The organism is Aeromicrobium camelliae (assembly GCF_003850045.1).
Classification (GTDB): domain Bacteria; phylum Actinomycetota; class Actinomycetes; order Propionibacteriales; family Nocardioidaceae; genus Aeromicrobium; species Aeromicrobium camelliae.
Map to the genome: position 1 here is coordinate 145,495 of NZ_RQJX01000005.1, position 19,536 is coordinate 165,030.

Below are 19,536 nucleotides of genomic sequence, written 5' to 3' on the forward strand. Positions count from 1 at the left end.
GCAACCGGAGGCGTCCGGTTCACGCCACGCGGACGGCCTGGAGCGTCTCGGCGAAACGTCGAGCACCCTGCCCGTCGCACCAGGACTGCCAGTCCCCACCGTCGAGGCCGCGCGCCTCCTCGAGGAGTTCCGACCATCCGTGGGTCGGAAACGACGAGCGAACGAGCACGGGCCACGGGCCGCGCTCGAGCGACTCGGCCAGGCAGACCTGCTCGTCCTGGGGGTGGTGCCGCGGGACCGCGATCGCGGGGCGGCGACGCGCGGCGATCTCCGCGATCACGTCCTGGGCGGCGTGGCAGACCACGACATCGGCATCGTCGATGAGGCGCTGCGCGTCGCGATGCCAGACGCCATGGCGCGCGATGGTCCACGACCACCCGAACGTCGCGGCCCGGGCCAGCGCGATTCCGTCATCGCGCGTCACGCAGGGGTCGGGATCGAGCACGAGGACCCTCCGACCCCGGGCAGCGGGTGGCCGGGCGGCGCCCACGGAGAACCGGGAGATCGCACCGATATGACGGATTCTCGCGGTCTGGTCGTCGAGGCCGTGAACGAGCGGTTCAGCGCAGCGAGGCCACGGCGCGACGAGTGCCTGCGAGAGTTCGAATCCGCGGCGCCGGCCGAGTTCGTCGCGCCGTCCCGGCGCCAGCACCGTCACCACGGGGACGGAGAGCTGGTCAGCCAGCGTCGCCACCTCCACCGTCACGTCGACATCGCGCGCTACCGAGGCGTCGATGACGAGGAGCCGGGGTCGTTGCTGATGGAGCCAGCGGGCGACGACGTCGAGGTGGTCGTGGTAGTCGCCGCGCCGACGGGGTGACCCGTCTGTGTGCCGGTTCTCCTGCTGGAACGGAAGCGTGACCCACCCAGACGGGGCTTCCGGGGGCCGGCTATGCGATGACAGTACGGTCAGCGGTTCGTCGAGTGCGGTGCTCACGGCAAGGATCCGGCCGAGGTGTTCGCGGCCCTCGTGGTCCGCGTAGTAGCCGATCATGGGTGCCCCCTCGGGGCGACGCGATGGACCGGCTGGTGTCGAACCGACGCTCCACTGTTTCACGGGACGGTGCCCCGCGCAACGAGGCTCAGTCGAAGCGCGCCTCGCGGGCCGTGATGAGCGGCTGACGGTACTGGTCGTGCAGGAGCGCGAGGGTGTGCCGATGCTGTTCCACGTCGGCCGAGGCGATCGCGTCGGTGACCAGTTGCACGCGTAGATCCCGGGCGTAAGCACTCGATGCCGTCAGCGCGATGCACGCCTCGGTCGAGACTCCGGCGATCACGAGTTCGTGCACGTCGAGTTGCTGCACCAGGCCGGCGAGGTCGGTCTCGAAGAAGGCGTCGTCGCGCGTCTTCGTCACGTCGTGGACACCGGCCAGGTCCAGCTCGACGAGCGGCGCGGCTCCGGAAGAACCCTCGAGGACCATCGGCTGGTCGTCCTCGAGCATGTTGAGTGCCCACGTCGACTTGTCCGGCAGGTGGACCGTGCGCACGTTGATGATCGGCGCGTCCGCGGCGCGGGCGGCAGCGATGAGCAGTTGGACGTTCGCGGCGAGTTCGCTGCGGACCTTCTGCAGGCCGGGCGGGTCGAAGTACTGTTCCTGCAGGTCGATGAGGAGCAGGCCGCGTTTAGTGGTCACGGTCGCCCAGGATGCCCGAGATGTCGCCCTTCTGCACGAGTTGCTCGGCGAGGTCGCGCAGCTTCACGTTCGACTGCTGGGATGCGCGACGCAGGACCGCGAACGCCGTCACCGCGTCGATCGAGAACCGCTCCATCAACATGCCCTCGGCCTGGCCGATCACGGTCCGTGTCTCCAGGGCCGTTTCCAGTGACTCGATGCGATGGGTCGCTCCGAGCACGGCCATGACATGCGTGGCATAGGTACGCAGTTCATCGGGATCGAGATGGGCGAACTGCTCGTGCCGCTTGCCGTACAGGTTGAGCGCACCGAGCCGGAGCTGCTGATTCACCAGGTCGACGGAAATGCTGCTCCGCACCCCGAGCTCCGCGATGGCCGGGCCCCAACGGGGCCACCGTTCGTCGTTGGCCGGGTCGTCGGTCCGGACGATCTGTGCCTCGGTGGCGGCGTCGATGCACGGTCCCTCGCCGAGTTCGTGCTGCATGCTGTCGGCGCGCGCGGCGAGGTCCGCCGTGGGAGCGACGGTCTCGAGCTTGGCGCCGGGCTTGATCAAGGTGACGCCGGCCTCGTCCGCGCCGAACAGCCAACGCGCTGAGGACGTGACGTGGTCGATGGATTTGTCGAGATCGGCGAGCTCACTGAGCTCCGTCACGATCCGCGTCAGGTCACTGAGGCTCAGCACCACGGCGATCGCCTCCCACGATGGACTGTCTCACCATCATGACAGATGACCAAGCCGCGAAAGTGCGTGACCGCTATGCCGATCGTCTCCGCCATCTCGTACAGTTGTTCCGCGACGTCGCGGTCAGAGAGTGGCCATCCGGGCGTCATGGGGTAGGACGACCTGTGAGCGACAGCTTCGCACGAAGGCTGGCGGACGTCGGACGGCGATGGGCGGGTATCGACTCGGTCGCCGATGTGGCGAGTGAGGTGGCCGATTTCGCCACCGTCTCCATCGATGGATGTGCCGCCGGACGAATCAGCTTCGTGCGCAAAGACGGTCAAGCTCCGAGCGCCGCGTACACCGAGGACGGCGCCCGCCGGGCCGGAGAACTCCAGCGCCGGCTGGGCGAGGGGCCGGGCAACGACGCGCTCGAAGCTGCTGGTCCGGTGTATGCGAACGATCTCGACCACGAACCGCGGTGGCCGGCGTGGGCTCCGCGCACCGTGCTCGGCACCGGCTATCACAGCGTGGTGAGCACCCGGTTGTACGTGCAGGAGCGGACCCTCGGCGTGCTCGAGCTCTACGGCAAGGGCGCCGACGCCTTCAGCGAGCAAGCGCTGGAGCAGACCGAGTTGCTCGCGGCTCACGCCTCGGCGCATCTGGCCCTGACCGATCTCGTGCAGAATCTGTCGACCGCGTTGTCGACTCGCACCGTCATCGGTCAGGCCGAGGGCATCCTCATGGAGCGCTACCAGCTCGATGCCGTCCGCGCCTTCGCGATGCTGCGACGCGTCTCGCAGCACACCAATACTCGGCTCGCCGAGGTGGCCGAGGAACTGGTGCACACGCGCCGTACTCCGGGAGCGGATGCCTGACATCGGCCGTATCGTGCCTCCATGGCCGAGGTCGTCGTCTTCCACCACGTCCATGGACTCACGCCGGGAGTGGCGGCGTTCGCTCAGACGCTGCGCGACGCCGGGCACGACGTTCGCGCGCCCGACCTGTTCGAGGGTCGCGTCTTTCCCACGCTCGACGAGGGGCTCGACTACGTCCAGTCCGTCGGATTCGCTGAGATCATCGCGCGCGGCGTGGCGGCCGCCGAGGGCGTCCCGGTAGGAGCGGTCTACGCGGGATTCTCCCTCGGGGTGTTGCCGGCTCAGTACCTGGTGCAGACCCGCCAGGGCGCGAGGGGAGCGATCCTCATGCACGGCTGCGCGCCGGTGCAGGAGTTCGGCGACCGCTGGCCGCCGGACGTTCCGGTACAGATCCACGCCATGAACGCCGACCGGTCCTTCGTCGAGGAGGGCGATCTGGAGGCCGCCCGCGACCTTCTCGCCCAGGCCGGCGAAGGCGAGCTCTTCCTGTATCCGGGGCGTGAGCACTTGTTCGCCGACCCCACACTTCCGAGCTACGACGAGGCCGCCGCGGAGTCGCTCCAGGCCAGGGTTCTGGAGTTCCTGCGACTCGTGGGGTGAGATTCGGGGTGAATCGTCCGCTAGCGCGAGGGGACACGGCTTCCGGTCACGTACGTTCGGCTCGGCGGCGCGAACCCTGTCCCTCCCAACCCGCGCCGCTTCGGTGATGTTCGCGTCATCGAGTGGCGCATCCCGTCGGTCACCTCGGCGGGGTGTGCCGCGAACCCTGGCGCGCAGCGGCGCTCCAGTAGGCTCCCGCATGTGAACGAGAAGCGCGAGGCACGCGCCCGACGCAGACAGCGGCGTGGCGGCAACCGGTTCGCCCTGGGTGCCGCGGTGGGGATCCTGCTGTTCCTCGTTCTCGCCGCCGTGGAACTCGTCCCGCTGCTCCTGCACGGGCTCGCTCGGGGATTCGAGCTCGACGGCGACGCCGTCATCGAGCAGTGGCCGCTGCACGCGGGGTACTGGGTGGCGGTGCTGGTCTTCGCCGTGCCGTTGATCGCGGGGGTGGTTGTCGCCCTCCTGACCCGCTTCCTCGCGCACACGAGGGAGCCCGGCGCGGCGGCTCGGTGGTCCGGCGTCGTCCTCGGTGTCGTGGCCGCCTACTCGGTGGCCGTGCAGTGGGCCACGCTCGCCGGAACCACGCGCCCGCAGCTGTCCCGGCGTCTGGAGGAGCTGCCGCTCGGTGTTGCGGACGTCCTGCGCGTCGCCGCTTACCCCAGTCTTGCGGTGCTGCTCTGCACCTTCGCTGCGGTCGCCGTGGTGGGGCTGCTGACGCGTCGGGACCGTCCCCGGATCTACGCCTGGTCGTACCTCGCAATCGCGCTCGTCGTGGTCGTCCTGGTCGGCTGGCTCAACGGAAATCGCTACTTCTAGCCAGGCTGTCAATGCTCGCCGACGAGGCGGGCCCGCTCGACGGCCGCTGCTGCGCCCTGCGTCCAGGGCGGGCCGTGACCGGTCAGCACGGTGCTCGCGTCGGTGGCGGCTAATGCGTCGAGGGAGATGATCGCCTGATGGGTGTCCTTCGTCGCGGCCGAAGCGACGATCTGCGGGCCGGTCGCGCCGGTGTACGGGTCGAGCGTCACGAGCGCATCACCGCTGATGACGGTGTCCCGCTCGGGCAGGTGGAGGATGCAGTGGCCGTCGGTGTGACCCGGCGTGTGCGCAGCGATCGGCCGGCCGGGAACATCCAGCGGGGAACCCGTGGTGATCGCTCGGGTGACCGGGATGCCCTTCACCATGAGCGCGCCGGCAGCCACCATCTGGCCGAGCACCGGCAGCGATCGCGGATGGCGTAGCGGGTAGAGGAACCGGTTGCTCTGCGGCCGGTAGCGGTAGGGGTGAGCCGCGAGGCGAGCGTCGTCGCCGTGCACCCAGACCGGCCCCCCCAGCTCGCCGTGGAGTCTGGCCGCGAAACCCACGTGGTCGAAGTGACCGTGGGTGAGCAGGAGTGCCCGGATCTCGTCGGGTTTGCGCCCTAGTCGCTTGATGAGTTCGAGCACCATGGGCCACATGCGTGGCAGCCCGGCATCGACGAGAGCGAGGCCGGAGGCGTCCTCGATCACGTAGCAATTGACGTGGGCGTACGAGACGAGGTGCACGCCATCGGCGACATCGCGGGTGATCATGGCTCCACGCTAGGCACGGTCGGCTCTCTTCGCTGGTCGCCGACGCGGAGCTGGCGGGGGAGATGGTCTTTCCGATTTCGCTGACAGCCGCGGCGTGTCGTGCCACGATGCTGCAGGCGGCGCCCCGCCCTCTGATCTTTTCCATAGGGACCTCGTAGGGGCGCCGCCCCTCACCGACGCAATCGGCCGCCGATGCCTCATCGACGGGATCGAGGTCTCCCCCGAACGTGCGGAAGTGCGACCGGCCTGCGAAAGATCTCCAGGCTGTCAGCATGAATCCATGAGCCGGTTGTGTGAGGTTCGTGGATGCGACCAACGTGCCGATGACCTGTTCACCAGCAGCGAAGCGGGATCCCCGCTGGTGGAGTGGCAGGTCTGCGCGTTCCATCTGCAGACCCTCAGCGAGGGTGGTCGTGCACTCATCTCCACGGGCCGTGATGCACTGGTCGTGGGCGTGGGCTTGCCGGTCGAGGTGATGGACGTCCGCGTCGTCGACTCCGAGTTCGGGTCGCCGGTCGTCACGCTTACGCTGGGGCGCGAGGACGTCGAGGAAGACGAGCTGAAACTGCAGATGACGCCGGCCCAAGCGCGGTTCCTCTGCGAACGTCTCAACGGGGAAGCGCCTGGTGGAGGCGAGTCACCGTGACGCGCGTAGGCCCCGTGGGACTCGAACCCACAACCCGCGGATTAAAAGTCCGCTGCTCTGCCAATTGAGCTAGAGGCCCGCGACCAGGCCCGAAACGGCCGTGACGCTCGGTCTAGTCTGCCAGGTCGACGAGGTGAGGTCAGCCGAGGGAACCTGCGAGTCGGCGGTGAGGGGCCGACGAGTTCCTCGCGATCTTGCAGCGGCACGCCGGCTGACATGGTTCCGGGAGTACACTGACGGCGTCACTTTGTCTGGTACCCCGAACGGGGACTGGAACGGAAGGTCAAACGTTATGCAACGCTCCCGTGTGGGCGTCGTCGGTGCTGGCCGCGTCGGCGCCGTCCTCGCTTCCCGCCTGCGTGCCGCCGGCCATGAGATCGCCGGGGTGAGCGCTCGCTCCGACGCCTCCCGGCTCCGTGTCGCCACGCTGCTCGGTGACGTCCCCGTGCTCGAGCCCCAGGCGGTGGCCGCTCGCGCCGACGTGCTCCTCCTCGCGGTCCCCGATGACGTCCTCGGCGACGTCGCCGAGGACCTCGCTCCCCACGTTCGGGCCGGAGTCGTGGTGCTGCACACCAGCGGACGTCACGGCCTCGCCGTTCTCGCACCGTTCGCCGCCGCGGGTGCGCGGACCATCGCCTTCCACCCGGCCATGACCTTCACCGGCACCGAGGTCGACCTCGACCGCTCTTGCGTCGTGGGTCTGACTGCCGGCGACGGCGAGAGGGAGCTGGCCGAGGCGCTCGCCGCGGACATCGACGGCACTCCCGTGTGGATCGCCGAGGTGGATCGCACGACGTACCACGCGGCGCTCGCTCACGGCGCCAACCATCTGACGACGATCGTCGCGCAGGCGATGGACCTGCTGCGCGGCATCGGCGCCGAGGATCCCGCCGCCGTGCTGCGGCCGCTGCTGCATGCGGCACTGGACAACACGCTCGCGTACGGCGACGCCGCGCTGACCGGCCCGGTCGCCCGCGGCGACGTCAGCACGGTGCGCGCGCACCTCGACGCCATCGACGCCGACACCGCCCTCGCCTACCGGGCGCTCGCCGCGGCCACGGCCACGCGCGTCGGCGCCCAGGAGGTCCTCGACGAGGTGACCGCCTCATGACCGGCCCCCGGATCGTTCGGACGCGCGCCGACCTGCGTGCGGCCGTCGGCGACGGCACCATCGCGCTCGTCCCGACCATGGGGGCGCTGCACGACGGTCACCTGCAACTCATGAAGCACGCCCGGCCGCTCGCCGACACGCTCGTCGCCTCGATCTTCGTCAACCCCACGCAGTTCGCTCCCGGCGAGGACCTCGACTCCTACCCCCGCACCTTCGACGAGGACGTCGAGCGGTGCGCCGAGGCGGGCGTCGACGTGGTCTTCGCGCCGACGGTCGACGTCATGTACCCCGACGGATTGGACGCCGGCGTCAGCGTCGACCCCGGCCCGCTCGGCCAGATTCTCGAGGGGGCCGCCCGGCCGACGCACTTTCGCGGCGTGCTGACCGTCGTGGCCAAGCTCTTCGGCCTCGTGCGTCCCGACGTCGCGGTCTTCGGCGAGAAGGACTACCAGCAGCTGACCCTCATCCGGCTGATGGTGCGCGAACTGTGCCTCGACGTCGACATCGTCGGCTGTCCCACCGTCCGCGAGGCCGACGGACTCGCGATGAGTTCGCGCAACCGGTACCTCGACGCCGACGAGCGCCAGCTCGCCGGCGCCCTCTCCGCGGCCCTGCGAGCCGGTGCCGCCGCCGGCCGTGAGGGAGCCGACGCGGTGCTCACCGCCGCCCAGACCGTGCTCGACGAGCACGGCATCGTCCCCGACTACCTCGTCCTCACCGATCCCGACCTCGGGGAGCCGGCGCCCGGCCAGGAGGCCCGCCTGCTGGTGGCCGCCCGCGTCGGTACCCCGCGGCTCCTCGACAACATCCCCGTGACCCTGGGAGGTCTCTGACCATGCTCCGCACCATGATGAAGTCCAAGATCCACCGCGCCACGGTGACGCAGGCCGACCTGCACTACGTCGGCTCGGTGACGGTCGACGCCGACCTCCTCGACGCGGCCAACCTGCTGCCGGGCGAGCTCGTGCACATCGTCGACATCGACAACGGCGCGCGGTTGGAGACCTACACGATCGCCGGCGAGCGCGGCTCGGGCGTCATCGGCATCAACGGCGCCGCGGCGCGTCTCGTGCACCCCGGTGACCTCGTGATCCTCATCGCCTACGGGCAGATGGAGGACGCCGAGGCGCGCGAGTTCGAGCCGAGCGTCGTGTTCGTCGACGCCGAGAACCGCATCATCGGCACGGGTTCGGACCCGGCCGAGGCGCTCCCCGGCAGCGGGCTGACCCGCGGCGACGTCATCGACAACCCTCTCGTCGCCCACTGACATGAGCCTGCTCTGCCTCGACGTCGGCAACCGACTGTCGGTCATCGGGGTCTGGGACGTCCGCGGCGACGAGCCCGTGCTCACCGGGCGCTGGACCGTGTCCTCCGACGCCACCCGCACGGCCGATGAGTGGTACCTGCTGGCTCACGGCTTCGTCCGCGCCGCCGGACTGGCCGACGACGAGGTGAGCGCGGTCAGCATGTGCTGCACCGTGCCCTCGATCGGCGTCGAGATGCGCGCGATGCTCGAGCGCTACTTCGACCACGTCCCCGTCTGGGTCGTGGGCCCCGGCGTGCGCACGGGTATCGCGATCCACACCGACAACCCGCGGGAGGTCGGCACCGACCGCATCGTCAACGCGCTCGCCGCTCACCACCTGTACGGCGGTCCGGCGATCATCGTCGACCTCAACGGCACGGCGACGATCGTCGACGTCGTGGACGAGCGCGGCCGGTACCTCGGTGGCGCCATCGCGCCTGGCGTTGAGGTCTCCCTCGAGGCGCTCGCCCAGCGCGGCGCGCAACTGCGCTCGGTCGAAGTGGCCGAACCGCGCAGCGTCATCGGCAAGAACACGGTCGAGGCGATCCAGTCCGGCGCCGTCTACGGGTTCGCGGGCCTCGTCGACGGCCTGGTCGACCAGATGATCGACGCCGTCGACGCCGATCCTGACGACATCACCGTCGTCGCCACCGGCACGTACGCCGACTCCGTCATCGAGCACTGTCAGACCGTCACGGTCCGCGAGGACGACCTCACGCTCATCGGACTTCGCCTCGTGCACGAGAAGAACCGGGACTGAACGCGCCGAGATCAGCCGATCGGAGGATGGGCACCGCCCTCGGCCTGGTTGAGAATGACGGTCATGACGATGATCGAGGTGCGCGGACTGCGCAAGACCTTCGGTGACGTTGTCGCGGTCGACGACATCTCGCTGAGCGTCGAGGAGGGGGAGATCCTCGGCGTCCTCGGCCCCAACGGGGCGGGCAAGACCACGACCGTCGAGAGCATCGCCGGCCTCGTCCGCCCCGACACCGGCACGGTGCGCGTGGCGGGCCTCGACCCGCTCACCCGACGACGCGAGCTCACCCGGGTCCTCGGCGTCCAGCTGCAGGAGGCCGCGCTGCAGGACAAGATCACGGTGGCCGAAGCGCTGGACCTCTACGCCGCCTTCTACGAGCGGCCGGCCGACGGACGCGAGCTCGCCGAAGGACTCGGACTCGGCTCCAAGCTCGACACTCGCTTCGCCAAACTCTCCGGCGGGCAGAAGCAGCGCCTCTCCATCGCGCTCGCCCTCATCGGCCGCCCGAGGGTCGCGCTGCTCGACGAACTCACGACCGGGCTCGACCCGCAGTCGCGGCGCAACGTGTGGGAGCTCGTCGAGCGGGTCCGCGCGGACGGCACGACGATCGTGCTCGTCACCCACTTCATGGAGGAGGCCGAGCGGCTCTGCGACCGGCTCGCGCTCATCGCCGGCGGCCGCGTCGTCGCCATCGACACCCCGGCCGGGCTCATCTCCTCGACCGAGGCGCCGACCGTCATGTCCTTCCGGCCCGACGGTCCCGTCGACCTCGCCCGGTTGACGGCCATCGACGGCGTCGCGGATGCGCGGGAGCAGGGCGCGGGCATCGAGCTGCGCGCCACCGACGGCGCTGTCATCGAGGTGCTGGATCGGCTCCGCGCCGACGGTGTCCGCTTCACCCAGCTTCGCGTCGTGGAGTCCAGCCTCGACGACGCGTACGTCCGTCTTGTGGGAGCCACCCGCGAGGAGTCCGAGGAGGTCTCGGCATGAGCACGACCACGTCATCGGCCGGCCCGGCGCGCGCCGTCCTCGCCGCGGAGGCGCGGCTGTTCCTCCGCGAACCCGCGACGCTGTTCTGGATTCTCGGATTCCCGACCTTGCTGCTCGTCGTGCTCGGTGCGATCCCGTCGTTCCGGGAGACGGGGCCGGACGGCACGCGGGTCATCGACTTCTACGTCCCGATCACGATCATGCTGGCGGCGATCACGGCCGGGGTGCAGTCGGTCCCCGCGGTGGTCAGCACCTATCGCGAGCGCGGTGTGCTCCGCCGGATCGCGACCACTCCCGCCCGGCCCGGTCAGCTCCTCTCCGCCCAGTACGCGATCCACGCGGCAGCTGTGGTCGTGGCCGGAGTGATCGTGACCGCGGTGGGCCGGGTCGTCTACGACGTGCCTCTTCCCGAAGCGCCGCTGCCGTACTTGCTGGTTCTCGGCCTCGTGGTCGCGGCCTCGCTCGCGACGGGTGGCGCGATCGCCAGCCTCGCCTCCACCGCCAAGGTGGCGGCCGCGATCGGTACCGCGGCGTTCTTCGTCCTGATGTTCACCTCCGGCGTGTGGCTGCCCGTGCCGGCGATGCCCGACGTCATGGCGGACATCGTCCGGTTGACTCCGCTCGGCGCGGCCGCGCTCGGACTGGAAGCGGCGCAACTCGGCGACTGGCCGGCGTGGCGCGATCTCGTCGTCGTCGTGCTGTGGACCGGCGGACTCGGTGCCGTCGCCGTGCGGTTCTTCCGCTGGGACTCGTGACCCGGCCGCCGGCCACCGCGCGGACGGATCGCGACCCGTTCCTTGTCCGGTGGGGGCCCTTGTTGCTGTTGCTCGCGGCGGTGGGCTTGAGCCTGGTGAGTGCACCCATGCTCGGCACGCCGGCGCGGATCGCGACGGTCATCGGTGGCGCGGTCGCTGCAGCAGCGCTGCATGTGGGGTGTGTCGTGCTGCTCGCCGTTCACGCCCCCTCGCGGACGGCAGCGCTCTACCTGGCGGTGCGTACCGCGATCGCCTTCACGATGACCTGGGCGAACCCGTTCGCGGCAGTGTTCGCTCTTGCCGGGTACTTCGACAGTGAACGCTACGCTCGCGGCCCACTGCTGTGGACCGTCTACGGCGCCACCGTCGTCGCCATGGCTGGTTCACAGTCCGGAGGCTTCCCCCCGCAGGGACCGCTGGGGTGGGGCATGTTCGCCGGACTGATCATGCTGCACGTGGCGATCCTCGCGATGGTCATGCGCATGACGCACGTGGAAGATCGGCGGGCCGCCGAGCGCGAGCGCACGATCGTCGAGCTGGAACAGACCAACGCTCGGCTGGAGGAGGCCCTGGCCGAGAACGCCGCGCTCCAGGCGCAACTCGTCGACCAGGCGCGGGAGGCCGGTGTGCACGCCGAGCGCGAGCGCCTGGCGGCCGAGATCCACGACACGCTCGCGCAGAGTTTGACCGGCATCATCACGCAACTCCAGGCGGCCCGCGACGGCGATGAAACCCGTCACGACCGCGCTCTCGTCCTTGCTCGCGAGGCGCTCGACGAAGCGCGGCGGTCGGTCCGTGCGCTCACTCCGGCTCCGCTGGCGGACTCCTCACTCGTCCCCGCGCTCGAGAGCATCGTGACGCGGTGGAGCGAGCACACGATCGTCAAGGTCGACTTCGTCGCGACCGACGAGATCCCGCAACTCAGCGCCGCGGCCCAGAGCGCCGCATTGCGGATCGTGCAGGAGGGCCTCGCGAACGTCGCGCAGCATGCTGACGCCGAGCGGGTGCGCGTCACCGTCGCGGCTGTGGGGGAGGACGTGGTGATCGACGTACGCGACGATGGCGTCGGTTTCCTCGTGGGAGAGGAACCGGAGCGCCCTGGCCGGGGCTACGGGCTCGCCGGCATGCTCCGACGAGCTGAGGGCGTGGGCGGCACGCTCGCCATCGAGTCCGCACCAGGAGAGGGCACGGCGTTGTCATTCCGCATCCGAGGACGCCGATCGTGACGACGCGCATCGTCATCGTCGACGACCACCCCGTCGTCCGCGACGGGCTGCGCGGCATGTGCGAGCGCGAGGGCGATTTCGACGTGGTCGGAGAGGCCGACGGCGGCCGCGCTGCTGTCGAAATCGTCCTCGCGTCGGCACCCGACGTCGTGCTGATGGATCTGCGGATGCCTGATGGTTCCGGTGTCGAAGCGATCGCCGAACTGCGGCGCCGGGGTTCGGCCGCCCGCGTCGTCGTGCTGACGACGTACGACACCGACCACGACATCAGTGCCGCACTCGCCGCCGGCGCGACCGGTTACCTGCTCAAGGACGTCCCGCGGCACGAGCTTTTCGCGGCGATCCGGGCGGCGGCCGCGGGACGACCGGTGATGTCGCCGCCGATCATGCGGCGGCTCGGGGGCGTGCGGGACACGCCGCTGCTCACCGCCCGGGAGCTCGACGTGCTGCGGGCGGTGGCGGCCGGCGGCTCGAACGGGGCGGTGGCCCGCGAGCTGTTCGTGAGCGAGGCGACGGTCAAGACGCACCTGGCGCACATCTACGAGAAGCTCGGCGTCGCCGACCGCGCTGCGGCAGTCGCAGCCGCCTACGACCGAGGGCTCCTCGGCGGCTCGTCGCGGTGACGAGGAGTCGCTAGGCTCTGCGTTCATGGTGAAGCGATGATCCGCCGCATGCTGGCCCGCGCCTACTGGGCCGTCAGCCGCTGGCGCTACCGGTCCGAGTCCGTGCCCACCGAAGGCGCGGGGATCCTCCTCGGCGTGCCCCACACGTCGAACTGGGACTTCGTCCTCATGCTCGCGATCGCGTGGCGCGAGGGGCTCCAGCTGAAGTTCCTCGGCAAGAAGGAGCTCTTCCGCGGCCCCATGGGACCGTTCATGCGCGCGCTCGGCGGCATCGAGGTGGACCGGGCCAACCCGGCGGGGCTCATCGACGACCTCACCGCACGGCTCGCGTCGGGAGAGCGTTTCCACCTCGTCGTCACGCCGGAGGGCACCCGCGGCAAGGCCGACACGTGGAAGTCGGGCTTCTACCGGCTGGCGCGGGCGACCGATCTTCCGGTCACCCTCGGGTACGTCGACCGGTCCACGATGACCACCGGCCTCGGCCCGACGTTCCATCTCAGCGGCGACATGTCCGCCGACATGGACCGCATCCGGGCGTTCTACGCCGGAAAGGTCGGGGTGCGTCCCGCGCACACGTCGGTGCCGCGCCTGGCGGGAGAATCAGCGGACGGCGACTCGAACTAGCGGTCCGCGGGGCTGAGCAGCAGTTCGACGAACTCCGACATCCACGCGCGCGCCCGTTCGGCGGTCAGGCCCGCCACTCCCTGGGCGCGCTGAGTGCCGAGCCCGTCGGCGTACGCGGCGAGCTTGAGTGCCGCGTCCTCGGCGTCGACGGTTCGGAAGGTACCGGCCGCGACGCCACGTTCGATCGTGCGCGCGCAGCACGCCTCCCAGTGCCGGATGCGCTGCGCGTAGGCATCGGCCATGTCGGGACGCCGCGCCACCGCGGCCCAGAAGTCCGACCAGATCCGCCAGTGCGCCTCCACATCGGGCGCGTCCTCGAACAACGGGTCCACCAGGATCTGCAGGGCTCGCCGGGCGTCCGGCTCCGCGTCCGCGGCTGCCACCACCGCGCCGTAGAAGCGCTCGGATTCGGCGATCACGACCGCGCTGAGGATCTCGTCCACGCCGGAGAAGTGATAGGTCACCGTGCCCATCGACACCTGCGCCGCCGCCGCGATGTCGCGCAGCGACGTGCCCGCCAGCCCGCGCTGCACGATGACCGATCGGGCCGCCTGCACCACCTGTTCGCGGCGCTCGGCGGGGGAGAGGCGCTGTCGCGTCACGCCGACGTCCTCGGCACGACGTCCCGGAACACGCGATCGGCGACGAGTTCGCGCGCGCCGTCACGCTCGGCGTGAGCGAGTACGCGGTTCTCGACGATGAAGCTCTCGGCATCGCATGTGATCGTCGACCACGTCTCGACGTCCGCCGCCCACCCCTCGTTGGTCAGCCGCAGCCGCCAGTGCGACTCCGCACGCGGCGACGAGGGGTCGCCCTCGCGCACGGTATACACCTCCTCGGCGGACTCCAAGAAGCTCAGTCCGTCGAGGTACTGGCGGGTTCCGCCGTACCCCGGGTCGACCTCCAGCACCGTCTCGCCGCGAGCCACGTCGTAGCGGACGAGTCGTTCGGGTCGTGGCTCCTCGGCTCCCGGCGGCACGGTGATGGCCAGGGGCCGCGCGTGCTCAGGCGGTTCGAATCCGACCGGGACGGCGGCGGCGTCGACGAGCGGCAGCCGCAGCGAACTCGCCGAGAGGTCGACGTCGAGGGTGTCGTCCACCGCGTGCGGCCAGACCCAGGGCCAGTAGTGATTGCTCAGCGCGACGCGCAACCGGTGCCCGGGGGCGAACCGGTAGCCGGCCGAGATCAACGGGACGTCCACGTCCACGTCCTCACCCGGCGTGAGGGGGCTGACGCGGTCCATCCCGTCGCGCTTCAGCAGGTTGAGCACGCCGCGGGTGACGAGCGTGGAGGAACCGTCGGGAGCGACGTCGCAGAGCCGGACGATGACGTGCCCGCGATCGTGGGTCGAGCGCAACCGCAGCCGCACCGTCCCGTTCCCGAGCAGGTCGACCGGCGTGTCACCGATCTCGAGGTCGAGGCAGACCGAGCGGCCGTCCTCGGCGCGCTGGTCCGGTGGCAGGTCGCCGCGGTTGCCGAAGGGGAAGAACCTGCCGGCGTCCTGTCCCGTGGCCCAGGGTGAGCGGACCAGGACGCGTCCGTCGCCGAGCGACCAGGCGCGGTGCTCCGGGTCGTCGTGCCACGGCACACCCACCCAGGTGCCGCTGCGCCTCTCGACGTACGGCGCGGGCGGTTCGGGATCGTTCACCCAGGCGCGCAACGCGGGCTCGTTCTCGACGCCGGTGTCGATGCCCTTGAGCCACCGGTCCCACCAGCGCAGCGTCTCCTGGAGGAACCCGATGCTCGGGCCAGGGGCCAGTCCCCGGTCGGGGTACTGGTGCGACCACGGGCCGATGATGCCCTTGGCGGGTGCGTCCAGGTTGCGGAGCAGGCGCAGCACCGTGTCCCGGTACGGATCGGACCAGCCGCCGACGGCGAGGACCGCGGCCCGGATGCCGTCGTAGTTCTCGCACACGCTGCCGTGGCGCCAGTAGTCGTCGCGCTCCTGGTGGCCGAGCCAGACCGGCGCGAGCGGCCGCTGCTGCTCGAGTCGGTCGCGCCACTGGTCCACCCACCGGTCACCCACGACCTCCGGCCGAGGCGGCCGTGAGGCGAACGCGAGCATGGTGCCGGCCCACGCTGCCATGTCGACGCCGAGCACGGCACCGCCGATGTAGTGGACGTCATTGTCGTACCGGTCGTCCGTCGAGCAGACGGTGACGATCGCCTTGAGCGGCTCGGGCGCCCGCTCGGCGATCTGGAGCGCGTTGAACCCGCCCCAGGAGATGCCGAACATCCCGACCTGGCCCGAGCACCAGGGCTGGGCGGCCAGCCACTCGACGACGGCCACGCCGTCGTCGAGCTCGGCAGGCGAGTACTCGTCCTCGAACAGCCCGTCGGAGCTGCCGCTGCCGCGGATGTCGACCCGGACGGAGGCGTAGCCGTGCGCCGCGTAGTAGGGATGGCGTTCGCTGTCGCGCACGGAGGTCCAGTCGTCCAGGCGGTACGGCAGGTACTCCAGCAGCGCGGGCACCGGCTGCTGCTCGGCGTCGCGCGGCAGCCAGACGCGGGCGTGGAGCCGGACCCCGTCGGGCATGGGGATCCACAGATCGCGCACGTCGACGGCGTCGGGGGAGATGTCGACGATCTTCATGAGGACGTGAGGACTCCTTCGTCGGCGCGGACCCGGTGCCCGCCGCCCATGTCGAGCAGGGCGGCCGCCGGGTCGAGGGTGATCACCCGGGCGTCCACGTCGCTGCTGGGCAGCTCGGTGTGCCCCGGCTCGACGACGGCGTCCAGCAAGGTCCGGGTGTAGGGGTGGCGCGGGTTCTCGAACAGTGAAGCGGTCGGAGCGGACTCGACGATCCGCCCGTCCTTCATCACGACGATGCGGTCGGCGACACTGCGCACGACCGCGAGGTCATGGCTGATGAACAGGCAGGACAGCGCGCGCCTCGTGCGCAGGTCGTCCAGCAACGCGAGCACGTCGGCCTGCACCGAGACGTCGAGGGCCGTCGTGATCTCGTCGGCGATGAGCAGCGTCGGTTCGGCTGCGAGGGCCCGAGCGATCCCCACGCGCTGGCGTTGGCCGCCCGACAACTGGGCGGGGAGGCGGTCGGCGAACTCCGGCCCGAGCCCGACCTCCGTCAGCAGGCGCTCGACGCTCGTGCGCGTCTCCTGCCGGCCCTTGGCGCGTCCGAAGACCTTGAGCGGCCGCGCGATCGCGTCGCCCACGGTGCGGCGGGGGTTGAGGGCGAGGTCGGCGTTCTGGAACACCAGTTGCACCGAGCGGCGAACGTCCAGGGGACGCCGCCCGGCCGGGCCGAGGAGGTCGTGCCGCGTGCCGTCCCCGGACCAGAGCGAGGCCTCACCGCGCTCGACGTCGGCGAGGCCGGCGAGCGCGGAGGCGACCGTGGACTTGCCGCTTCCGGACTCGCCGACGATGGCCACGGTCTCGCTGCGGCGCACCTCCAGATCGAAGCCGCTCACGGCGAGCTGCGGTGCCCGGGCGTAGCGGATGTCCACGTCAGCACAGCGAAGGATGAGATCGGTCTCGAGGTCGCGCCCGTCCGGCACGGGTACTCCGTGGATGCGAGGTGCGGCGGCGATGAGTTCGCGCGTGTACTCCTCGCGCGGTGCCGACAGGACCTGCTGCGTCGCACCGTGCTCGACCTCGCGGCCGTCGCGCAGGACGAGTACCTCGTCGGCGACCGCCGAGACCACGCCGAGGTCGTGGCTGACGATGAGCACGGCCATACCCAACTGCTCGCGCAGGTCGTTGACGAGCGCGAGGACGGCGGCCTGGGTGACCACGTCGAGCGCCGTCGTCGGCTCGTCGAGGACGAGGATCTTCGGGTCCGTCGCCACCGCCATCGCGATGGCGACGCGCTGCTGCTGGCCGCCGGACAGCTCGTGCGGATAGCGGCGGCCGAGCGTCTCGGGGGAGGGCAGGCGCACGAGCCGGAGCAGATCGACGATCCGGTCGTCGCCGCCGGGCAGCCCGTGGACGGCGAGAGCCTCGCGGATCTGCGCCCCGACCCGCATCGAGGGGGTCAGCGCGTGCCCGGCGTTCTGCGAGACCAGCGCGACCGTCCCGCCGCGCAGCTTCCGCAGCCGTTCGGCCGGAAGCGAGAAGACGTCCTCACCGAAGACCGTCACGCTGCCGCGGTCCACGCTCGAGCCCTCACGCAGGTGCCCCAGCAGCGTGCGGGCGACCGTGGACTTGCCGCTGCCCGACTCCCCGACGAGCCCGAGCGTCCGGCCCCGTTGCAGCTCGAAACAGACGTCCTCGGTCACGACGACGCGCTGGTCGCCGGCCCGGTAGGAGACGGTGAGGCCCTCGACGCGGGCGGTGGTCGTTTCGCTCATCACAGGACTCCTCGTCGGGCGCGGTCCACGCCGAAGTGCTTGCCGAGGCCGTCAGCGGCGAGGTTGAGGCCGACGACCAGCAGGGACAGGGCCACGATCGGCGCGATCGTGCCCGCAGGCGCGACCGTCAAGGCGGTGCGGTTCTCCTGGATCATGAGACCCCAGTCGGGCGTCGGCGGGTTCACGCCGAAGCCGAGGAACGACAGGGTGGAGACCAGCAGGACCACCCAGGAGGCGCGCATCGCGAACTCCACGAGCACGGTGTCGAGGATGTTCGGCAGCACCTCCCGTCCGATGATCGGCAGCGAGCGCTCGCCACGGGCCTTCGCCGCGGTGACGTAGCCGGACGCGAGCACGGGCCGGGCCGCGCCGCGCACCACGCGCGCGACGGCCGGCACGTAGACCACGGCGATCGCGATCACCAGCACCGGGACGCTGTTGCCGAACACCGACACGATGAGCAGCAGCGCGAGAACGGAGGGCACGGCGAGCACCGCGTCGAGCACGCGGGTGATCGCCCCATCGACCCAGCGGCCGTAGTACGCGGCGACGCTGCCGATGAGCGTCCCGACGACGACCGCGGTGGTGGTGGCGAGCAGGGAGACGAGGAGCGCGAAGCGTCCGCCCTCGATCGTGCGGGAGAGGATGTCGCGCCCGTACTGGTCGGTGCCGAGCCAGTGGCTCCAGCTGGCACCGGCGAGCGCGTTCTCAGCGTCGGTCGCGACGGGGTCGTAGGGCGCGAGCCACGGGGCCAGGAGCGCGACGAGCACCGTGAACCCGACGAAGGCCAGACCGATCCTCGTGCCGGGCGTGAGCTGCCCGAGGCCGCGGAGACGGGTGATCATCGGATGTCCTCCTGGGGGACGGGCGTCGCGCTGCTGCGCCGGCGCCGCGGCTGGTGCAGGGTCCGCTGGCGCGGGTCGGCGGCGAGTGCGAGCAGGTCGGCGAGCAGGTTCACCGTCACGTAGACGACGGCGCTGAGGACGGCGATCGCCTGGAGCACCGGGAGGTCGCGCGTCGAGACGGAGTCGATCATCAGCTTGCCGAGCCCGGGGTAGTTGAACACCGACTCCACGACCACGACACCGCCGAGCAGCCAGGCGACGTTGATCGACACCACCGGGAGCACGGGCAGGACGGCAGTCGGCGCCACGTGGCGCCAGAGCACTCGGCGGCGGGGGACCCCCTTGAGCGTCGCCGTCGTCGCGTACTCGGTGGCCAGTCCGTCGATCGTCGACGAGCGCATCGCGCGGATGATGTACGCGCCCATCGCGACGACGAGGGTGATGCAGGGCAGGACGATCGCCGGAAGAAGGTCACCGAACGTCGCGTCCGGCCCCTCCAGCACGACCGACGGGAAGACCGGGATCGCGATCGCGAGCACCAGCACCAGCAGCGTCGCCACGACGAACTCGGGGATGCTCATGGCGATGAGCGACAGCACCGAGACGCTCGAGTCGGTGGTGGTGCCGCGCCGAGCTCCGGCGAGGATGCCCAGCAGGAGCGAGACCGTGATGCCCACGACGATCGCTGGGACGGCGATGAGCAGCGAGTGCGAGAACGCGGTCCAGAGCGTCGAGGAGACCGAGGCGCCGGACACGAGTGAGGTGCCGAAGTCGCCGGTCACCGCGTTGCCCAGCCATTCGACGAAGCGGACCCAGACGTTGGTGTCGAGGCCGAGTTGCTCGCGCAGCGTGGCGACGGCCTCGTCGGTGGCGTTCTGGCCGAGCAGCTGCTCTGCGACGTCGCCGGGCAGGGCCTGGACCGCGAAGAAGACGAAGAACGCCGCGAGGAACAGGGTCACGACGGAGGTCGCGACGCGGGTGGAGATCATCCGCAGCATGGC

22 protein-coding genes and 1 tRNA gene are annotated in these 19,536 nt (G+C 70.6%); 13 read left to right on the top strand and 10 right to left on the bottom strand.

Annotated features, from left to right (window positions below; genetic code table 11):
• Positions 1-19: 19 nt before the first annotated feature.
• The 3 genes from EHW97_RS05845 to EHW97_RS05855 all read right to left on the bottom strand — a co-directional run bounded on the left by EHW97_RS05845 (position 20) and on the right by EHW97_RS05855 (position 2,316).
• Entirely contained in the window at positions 20-994 is a 975-nt protein-coding gene (locus tag EHW97_RS05845; RefSeq protein ID WP_124236226.1) for a hypothetical protein, read from the bottom strand.
• Between the two features lie 88 nt (positions 995-1,082).
• A complete protein-coding gene (locus EHW97_RS05850) occupies positions 1,083-1,634 on the bottom strand; it encodes a cysteine hydrolase family protein (RefSeq protein ID WP_124236227.1) in 552 nt (183 codons plus the stop codon).
• On the bottom strand, positions 1,624-2,316 hold the full coding sequence (locus EHW97_RS05855) for a GAF and ANTAR domain-containing protein (RefSeq protein WP_166367402.1): 693 nt from the start codon (positions 2,314-2,316) through the stop codon (positions 1,624-1,626). Before EHW97_RS05855 ends, EHW97_RS05850 begins: the two co-directional genes overlap by 11 nt.
• Positions 2,317-2,480: 164 nt before the next feature.
• On the opposite strand from EHW97_RS05855, the gene EHW97_RS15700 reads away from it, so the two are divergent.
• The 3 genes from EHW97_RS15700 to EHW97_RS05870 all read left to right on the top strand — a co-directional run bounded on the left by EHW97_RS15700 (position 2,481) and on the right by EHW97_RS05870 (position 4,589).
• Complete coding sequence (locus tag EHW97_RS15700; RefSeq protein ID WP_166367403.1) at positions 2,481-3,173, top strand: GAF and ANTAR domain-containing protein; 693 nt, start codon at positions 2,481-2,483, stop codon at positions 3,171-3,173.
• A 21-nt stretch (positions 3,174-3,194) separates the two neighbouring features.
• Positions 3,195-3,773: a dienelactone hydrolase family protein gene (locus EHW97_RS05865; RefSeq protein ID WP_124236230.1), complete on the top strand. Its 579-nt coding sequence runs from the start codon at positions 3,195-3,197 to the stop codon at positions 3,771-3,773.
• A 201-nt stretch (positions 3,774-3,974) separates the two neighbouring features.
• Positions 3,975-4,589 (top strand): hypothetical protein, encoded by a 615-nt coding sequence (locus EHW97_RS05870; RefSeq protein WP_124236231.1) that lies wholly within the window; start codon positions 3,975-3,977, stop codon positions 4,587-4,589.
• A gap of 8 nt (positions 4,590-4,597) precedes the next feature.
• Here EHW97_RS05870 and EHW97_RS05875 read toward each other — a convergent pair whose 3' ends face one another.
• Positions 4,598-5,341: an MBL fold metallo-hydrolase gene (locus EHW97_RS05875; protein ID WP_124236232.1), complete on the bottom strand. Its 744-nt coding sequence runs from the start codon at positions 5,339-5,341 to the stop codon at positions 4,598-4,600.
• A 280-nt stretch (positions 5,342-5,621) separates the two neighbouring features.
• On the opposite strand from EHW97_RS05875, the gene EHW97_RS05880 reads away from it, so the two are divergent.
• A complete protein-coding gene (locus EHW97_RS05880; protein WP_124236233.1) occupies positions 5,622-5,987 on the top strand; it encodes a hypothetical protein in 366 nt (121 codons plus the stop codon).
• Positions 5,988-5,993: 6 nt separating this feature from the next.
• Here EHW97_RS05880 and EHW97_RS05885 read toward each other — a convergent pair.
• Positions 5,994-6,066: transfer RNA gene (locus EHW97_RS05885), tRNA-Lys, on the bottom strand.
• 87 nt (positions 6,067-6,153) lie between these two features.
• Here EHW97_RS05885 and EHW97_RS05890 point away from each other — a divergent pair.
• The 9 genes from EHW97_RS05890 to EHW97_RS05930 all read left to right on the top strand — a co-directional run bounded on the left by EHW97_RS05890 (position 6,154) and on the right by EHW97_RS05930 (position 13,382).
• Entirely contained in the window at positions 6,154-7,098 is a 945-nt protein-coding gene (locus tag EHW97_RS05890; protein ID WP_279432302.1) for a Rossmann-like and DUF2520 domain-containing protein, read from the top strand.
• Positions 7,095-7,931, top strand: coding sequence for a pantoate--beta-alanine ligase (gene panC, locus EHW97_RS05895; protein WP_124236235.1), 837 nt, complete (start codon positions 7,095-7,097; stop codon positions 7,929-7,931). Before EHW97_RS05890 ends, panC begins: the two co-directional genes overlap by 4 nt.
• 2 nt (positions 7,932-7,933) lie before the next feature.
• Positions 7,934-8,365, top strand: a complete 432-nt coding sequence (gene panD / locus EHW97_RS05900) for an aspartate 1-decarboxylase (protein ID WP_121793946.1) — start codon at positions 7,934-7,936, stop codon at positions 8,363-8,365.
• A gap of 1 nt (position 8,366) precedes the next feature.
• The gene (locus tag EHW97_RS05905; RefSeq protein ID WP_124236236.1) at positions 8,367-9,164 is read left to right on the top strand and encodes a type III pantothenate kinase; all 798 of its coding nucleotides are present in this window, start codon (positions 8,367-8,369) and stop codon (positions 9,162-9,164) included.
• Between the two features lie 63 nt (positions 9,165-9,227).
• Positions 9,228-10,154 carry an ABC transporter ATP-binding protein gene (locus EHW97_RS05910; protein ID WP_124236237.1) on the top strand — a complete coding sequence of 309 codons (927 nt, stop codon included), beginning with the start codon at positions 9,228-9,230 and terminating at the stop codon, positions 10,152-10,154.
• On the top strand, positions 10,151-10,909 hold the full coding sequence (locus EHW97_RS05915; RefSeq protein WP_124236238.1) for an ABC transporter permease: 759 nt from the start codon (positions 10,151-10,153) through the stop codon (positions 10,907-10,909). Before EHW97_RS05910 ends, EHW97_RS05915 begins: the two co-directional genes overlap by 4 nt.
• The gene (locus EHW97_RS05920) at positions 10,906-12,135 is read left to right on the top strand and encodes a sensor histidine kinase (protein WP_208001911.1); all 1,230 of its coding nucleotides are present in this window, start codon (positions 10,906-10,908) and stop codon (positions 12,133-12,135) included. Before EHW97_RS05915 ends, EHW97_RS05920 begins: the two co-directional genes overlap by 4 nt.
• Entirely contained in the window at positions 12,132-12,758 is a 627-nt protein-coding gene (locus EHW97_RS05925; protein ID WP_208001912.1) for a response regulator, read from the top strand. Before EHW97_RS05920 ends, EHW97_RS05925 begins: the two co-directional genes overlap by 4 nt.
• Before the next feature lie 36 nt (positions 12,759-12,794).
• Complete coding sequence (locus EHW97_RS05930) at positions 12,795-13,382, top strand: 1-acyl-sn-glycerol-3-phosphate acyltransferase (RefSeq protein ID WP_124236239.1); 588 nt, start codon at positions 12,795-12,797, stop codon at positions 13,380-13,382.
• On the opposite strand, the gene EHW97_RS05935 is transcribed toward EHW97_RS05930, so the two are convergent.
• Genes EHW97_RS05935 through EHW97_RS05955 form a run of 5 tightly spaced genes read right to left on the bottom strand, consistent with a single transcriptional unit; the run spans position 13,379 to position 19,533 of the window.
• On the bottom strand, positions 13,379-13,984 hold the full coding sequence (locus tag EHW97_RS05935) for a TetR/AcrR family transcriptional regulator (protein WP_124236240.1): 606 nt from the start codon (positions 13,982-13,984) through the stop codon (positions 13,379-13,381). The two genes, EHW97_RS05930 and EHW97_RS05935, sit on opposite strands and share 4 nt — an antisense overlap.
• Positions 13,981-15,975: a CocE/NonD family hydrolase gene (locus EHW97_RS05940; protein WP_124236241.1), complete on the bottom strand. Its 1,995-nt coding sequence runs from the start codon at positions 15,973-15,975 to the stop codon at positions 13,981-13,983. The genes EHW97_RS05935 and EHW97_RS05940 overlap by 4 nt, the downstream gene beginning before the upstream one ends.
• A complete protein-coding gene (locus tag EHW97_RS05945; RefSeq protein WP_124236242.1) occupies positions 15,972-17,690 on the bottom strand; it encodes a dipeptide ABC transporter ATP-binding protein in 1,719 nt (572 codons plus the stop codon). Before EHW97_RS05945 ends, EHW97_RS05940 begins: the two co-directional genes overlap by 4 nt.
• Positions 17,690-18,535, bottom strand: a complete 846-nt coding sequence (locus EHW97_RS05950) for an ABC transporter permease (RefSeq protein ID WP_124236243.1) — start codon at positions 18,533-18,535, stop codon at positions 17,690-17,692. The genes EHW97_RS05945 and EHW97_RS05950 overlap by 1 nt, the downstream gene beginning before the upstream one ends.
• Complete coding sequence (locus EHW97_RS05955) at positions 18,532-19,533, bottom strand: ABC transporter permease (RefSeq protein ID WP_124236244.1); 1,002 nt, start codon at positions 19,531-19,533, stop codon at positions 18,532-18,534. The genes EHW97_RS05950 and EHW97_RS05955 overlap by 4 nt, the downstream gene beginning before the upstream one ends.
• Between the last annotated feature and the right edge of the window lie 3 nt (positions 19,534-19,536).

What these genes read in the sequence shown, in the direction of transcription:
- EHW97_RS05845 (WP_124236226.1), bottom strand. Translation starts at nt 994, where the DNA reads ATGATCGGCTACTACGCGGACCACGAGGGCCGCGAACACCTCGGCCGG.
- EHW97_RS05865 (WP_124236230.1), top strand. Translation starts at nt 3,195, where the DNA reads ATGGCCGAGGTCGTCGTCTTCCACCACGTCCATGGACTCACGCCGGGA.
- EHW97_RS05875 (WP_124236232.1), bottom strand. Translation starts at nt 5,341, where the DNA reads ATGATCACCCGCGATGTCGCCGATGGCGTGCACCTCGTCTCGTACGCC.
- EHW97_RS05880 (WP_124236233.1), top strand. Translation starts at nt 5,622, where the DNA reads ATGAGCCGGTTGTGTGAGGTTCGTGGATGCGACCAACGTGCCGATGAC.
- panC (WP_124236235.1), top strand. Translation starts at nt 7,095, where the DNA reads ATGACCGGCCCCCGGATCGTTCGGACGCGCGCCGACCTGCGTGCGGCC.
- panD (WP_121793946.1), top strand. Translation starts at nt 7,934, where the DNA reads ATGCTCCGCACCATGATGAAGTCCAAGATCCACCGCGCCACGGTGACG.
- EHW97_RS05905 (WP_124236236.1), top strand. Translation starts at nt 8,367, where the DNA reads ATGAGCCTGCTCTGCCTCGACGTCGGCAACCGACTGTCGGTCATCGGG.
- EHW97_RS05910 (WP_124236237.1), top strand. Translation starts at nt 9,228, where the DNA reads ATGACGATGATCGAGGTGCGCGGACTGCGCAAGACCTTCGGTGACGTT.
- EHW97_RS05915 (WP_124236238.1), top strand. Translation starts at nt 10,151, where the DNA reads ATGAGCACGACCACGTCATCGGCCGGCCCGGCGCGCGCCGTCCTCGCC.
- EHW97_RS05930 (WP_124236239.1), top strand. Translation starts at nt 12,795, where the DNA reads ATGATCCGCCGCATGCTGGCCCGCGCCTACTGGGCCGTCAGCCGCTGG.
- EHW97_RS05940 (WP_124236241.1), bottom strand. Translation starts at nt 15,975, where the DNA reads ATGAAGATCGTCGACATCTCCCCCGACGCCGTCGACGTGCGCGATCTG.
- EHW97_RS05945 (WP_124236242.1), bottom strand. Translation starts at nt 17,690, where the DNA reads ATGAGCGAAACGACCACCGCCCGCGTCGAGGGCCTCACCGTCTCCTAC.
- EHW97_RS05950 (WP_124236243.1), bottom strand. Translation starts at nt 18,535, where the DNA reads ATGATCACCCGTCTCCGCGGCCTCGGGCAGCTCACGCCCGGCACGAGG.
- EHW97_RS05955 (WP_124236244.1), bottom strand. Translation starts at nt 19,533, where the DNA reads ATGCTGCGGATGATCTCCACCCGCGTCGCGACCTCCGTCGTGACCCTG.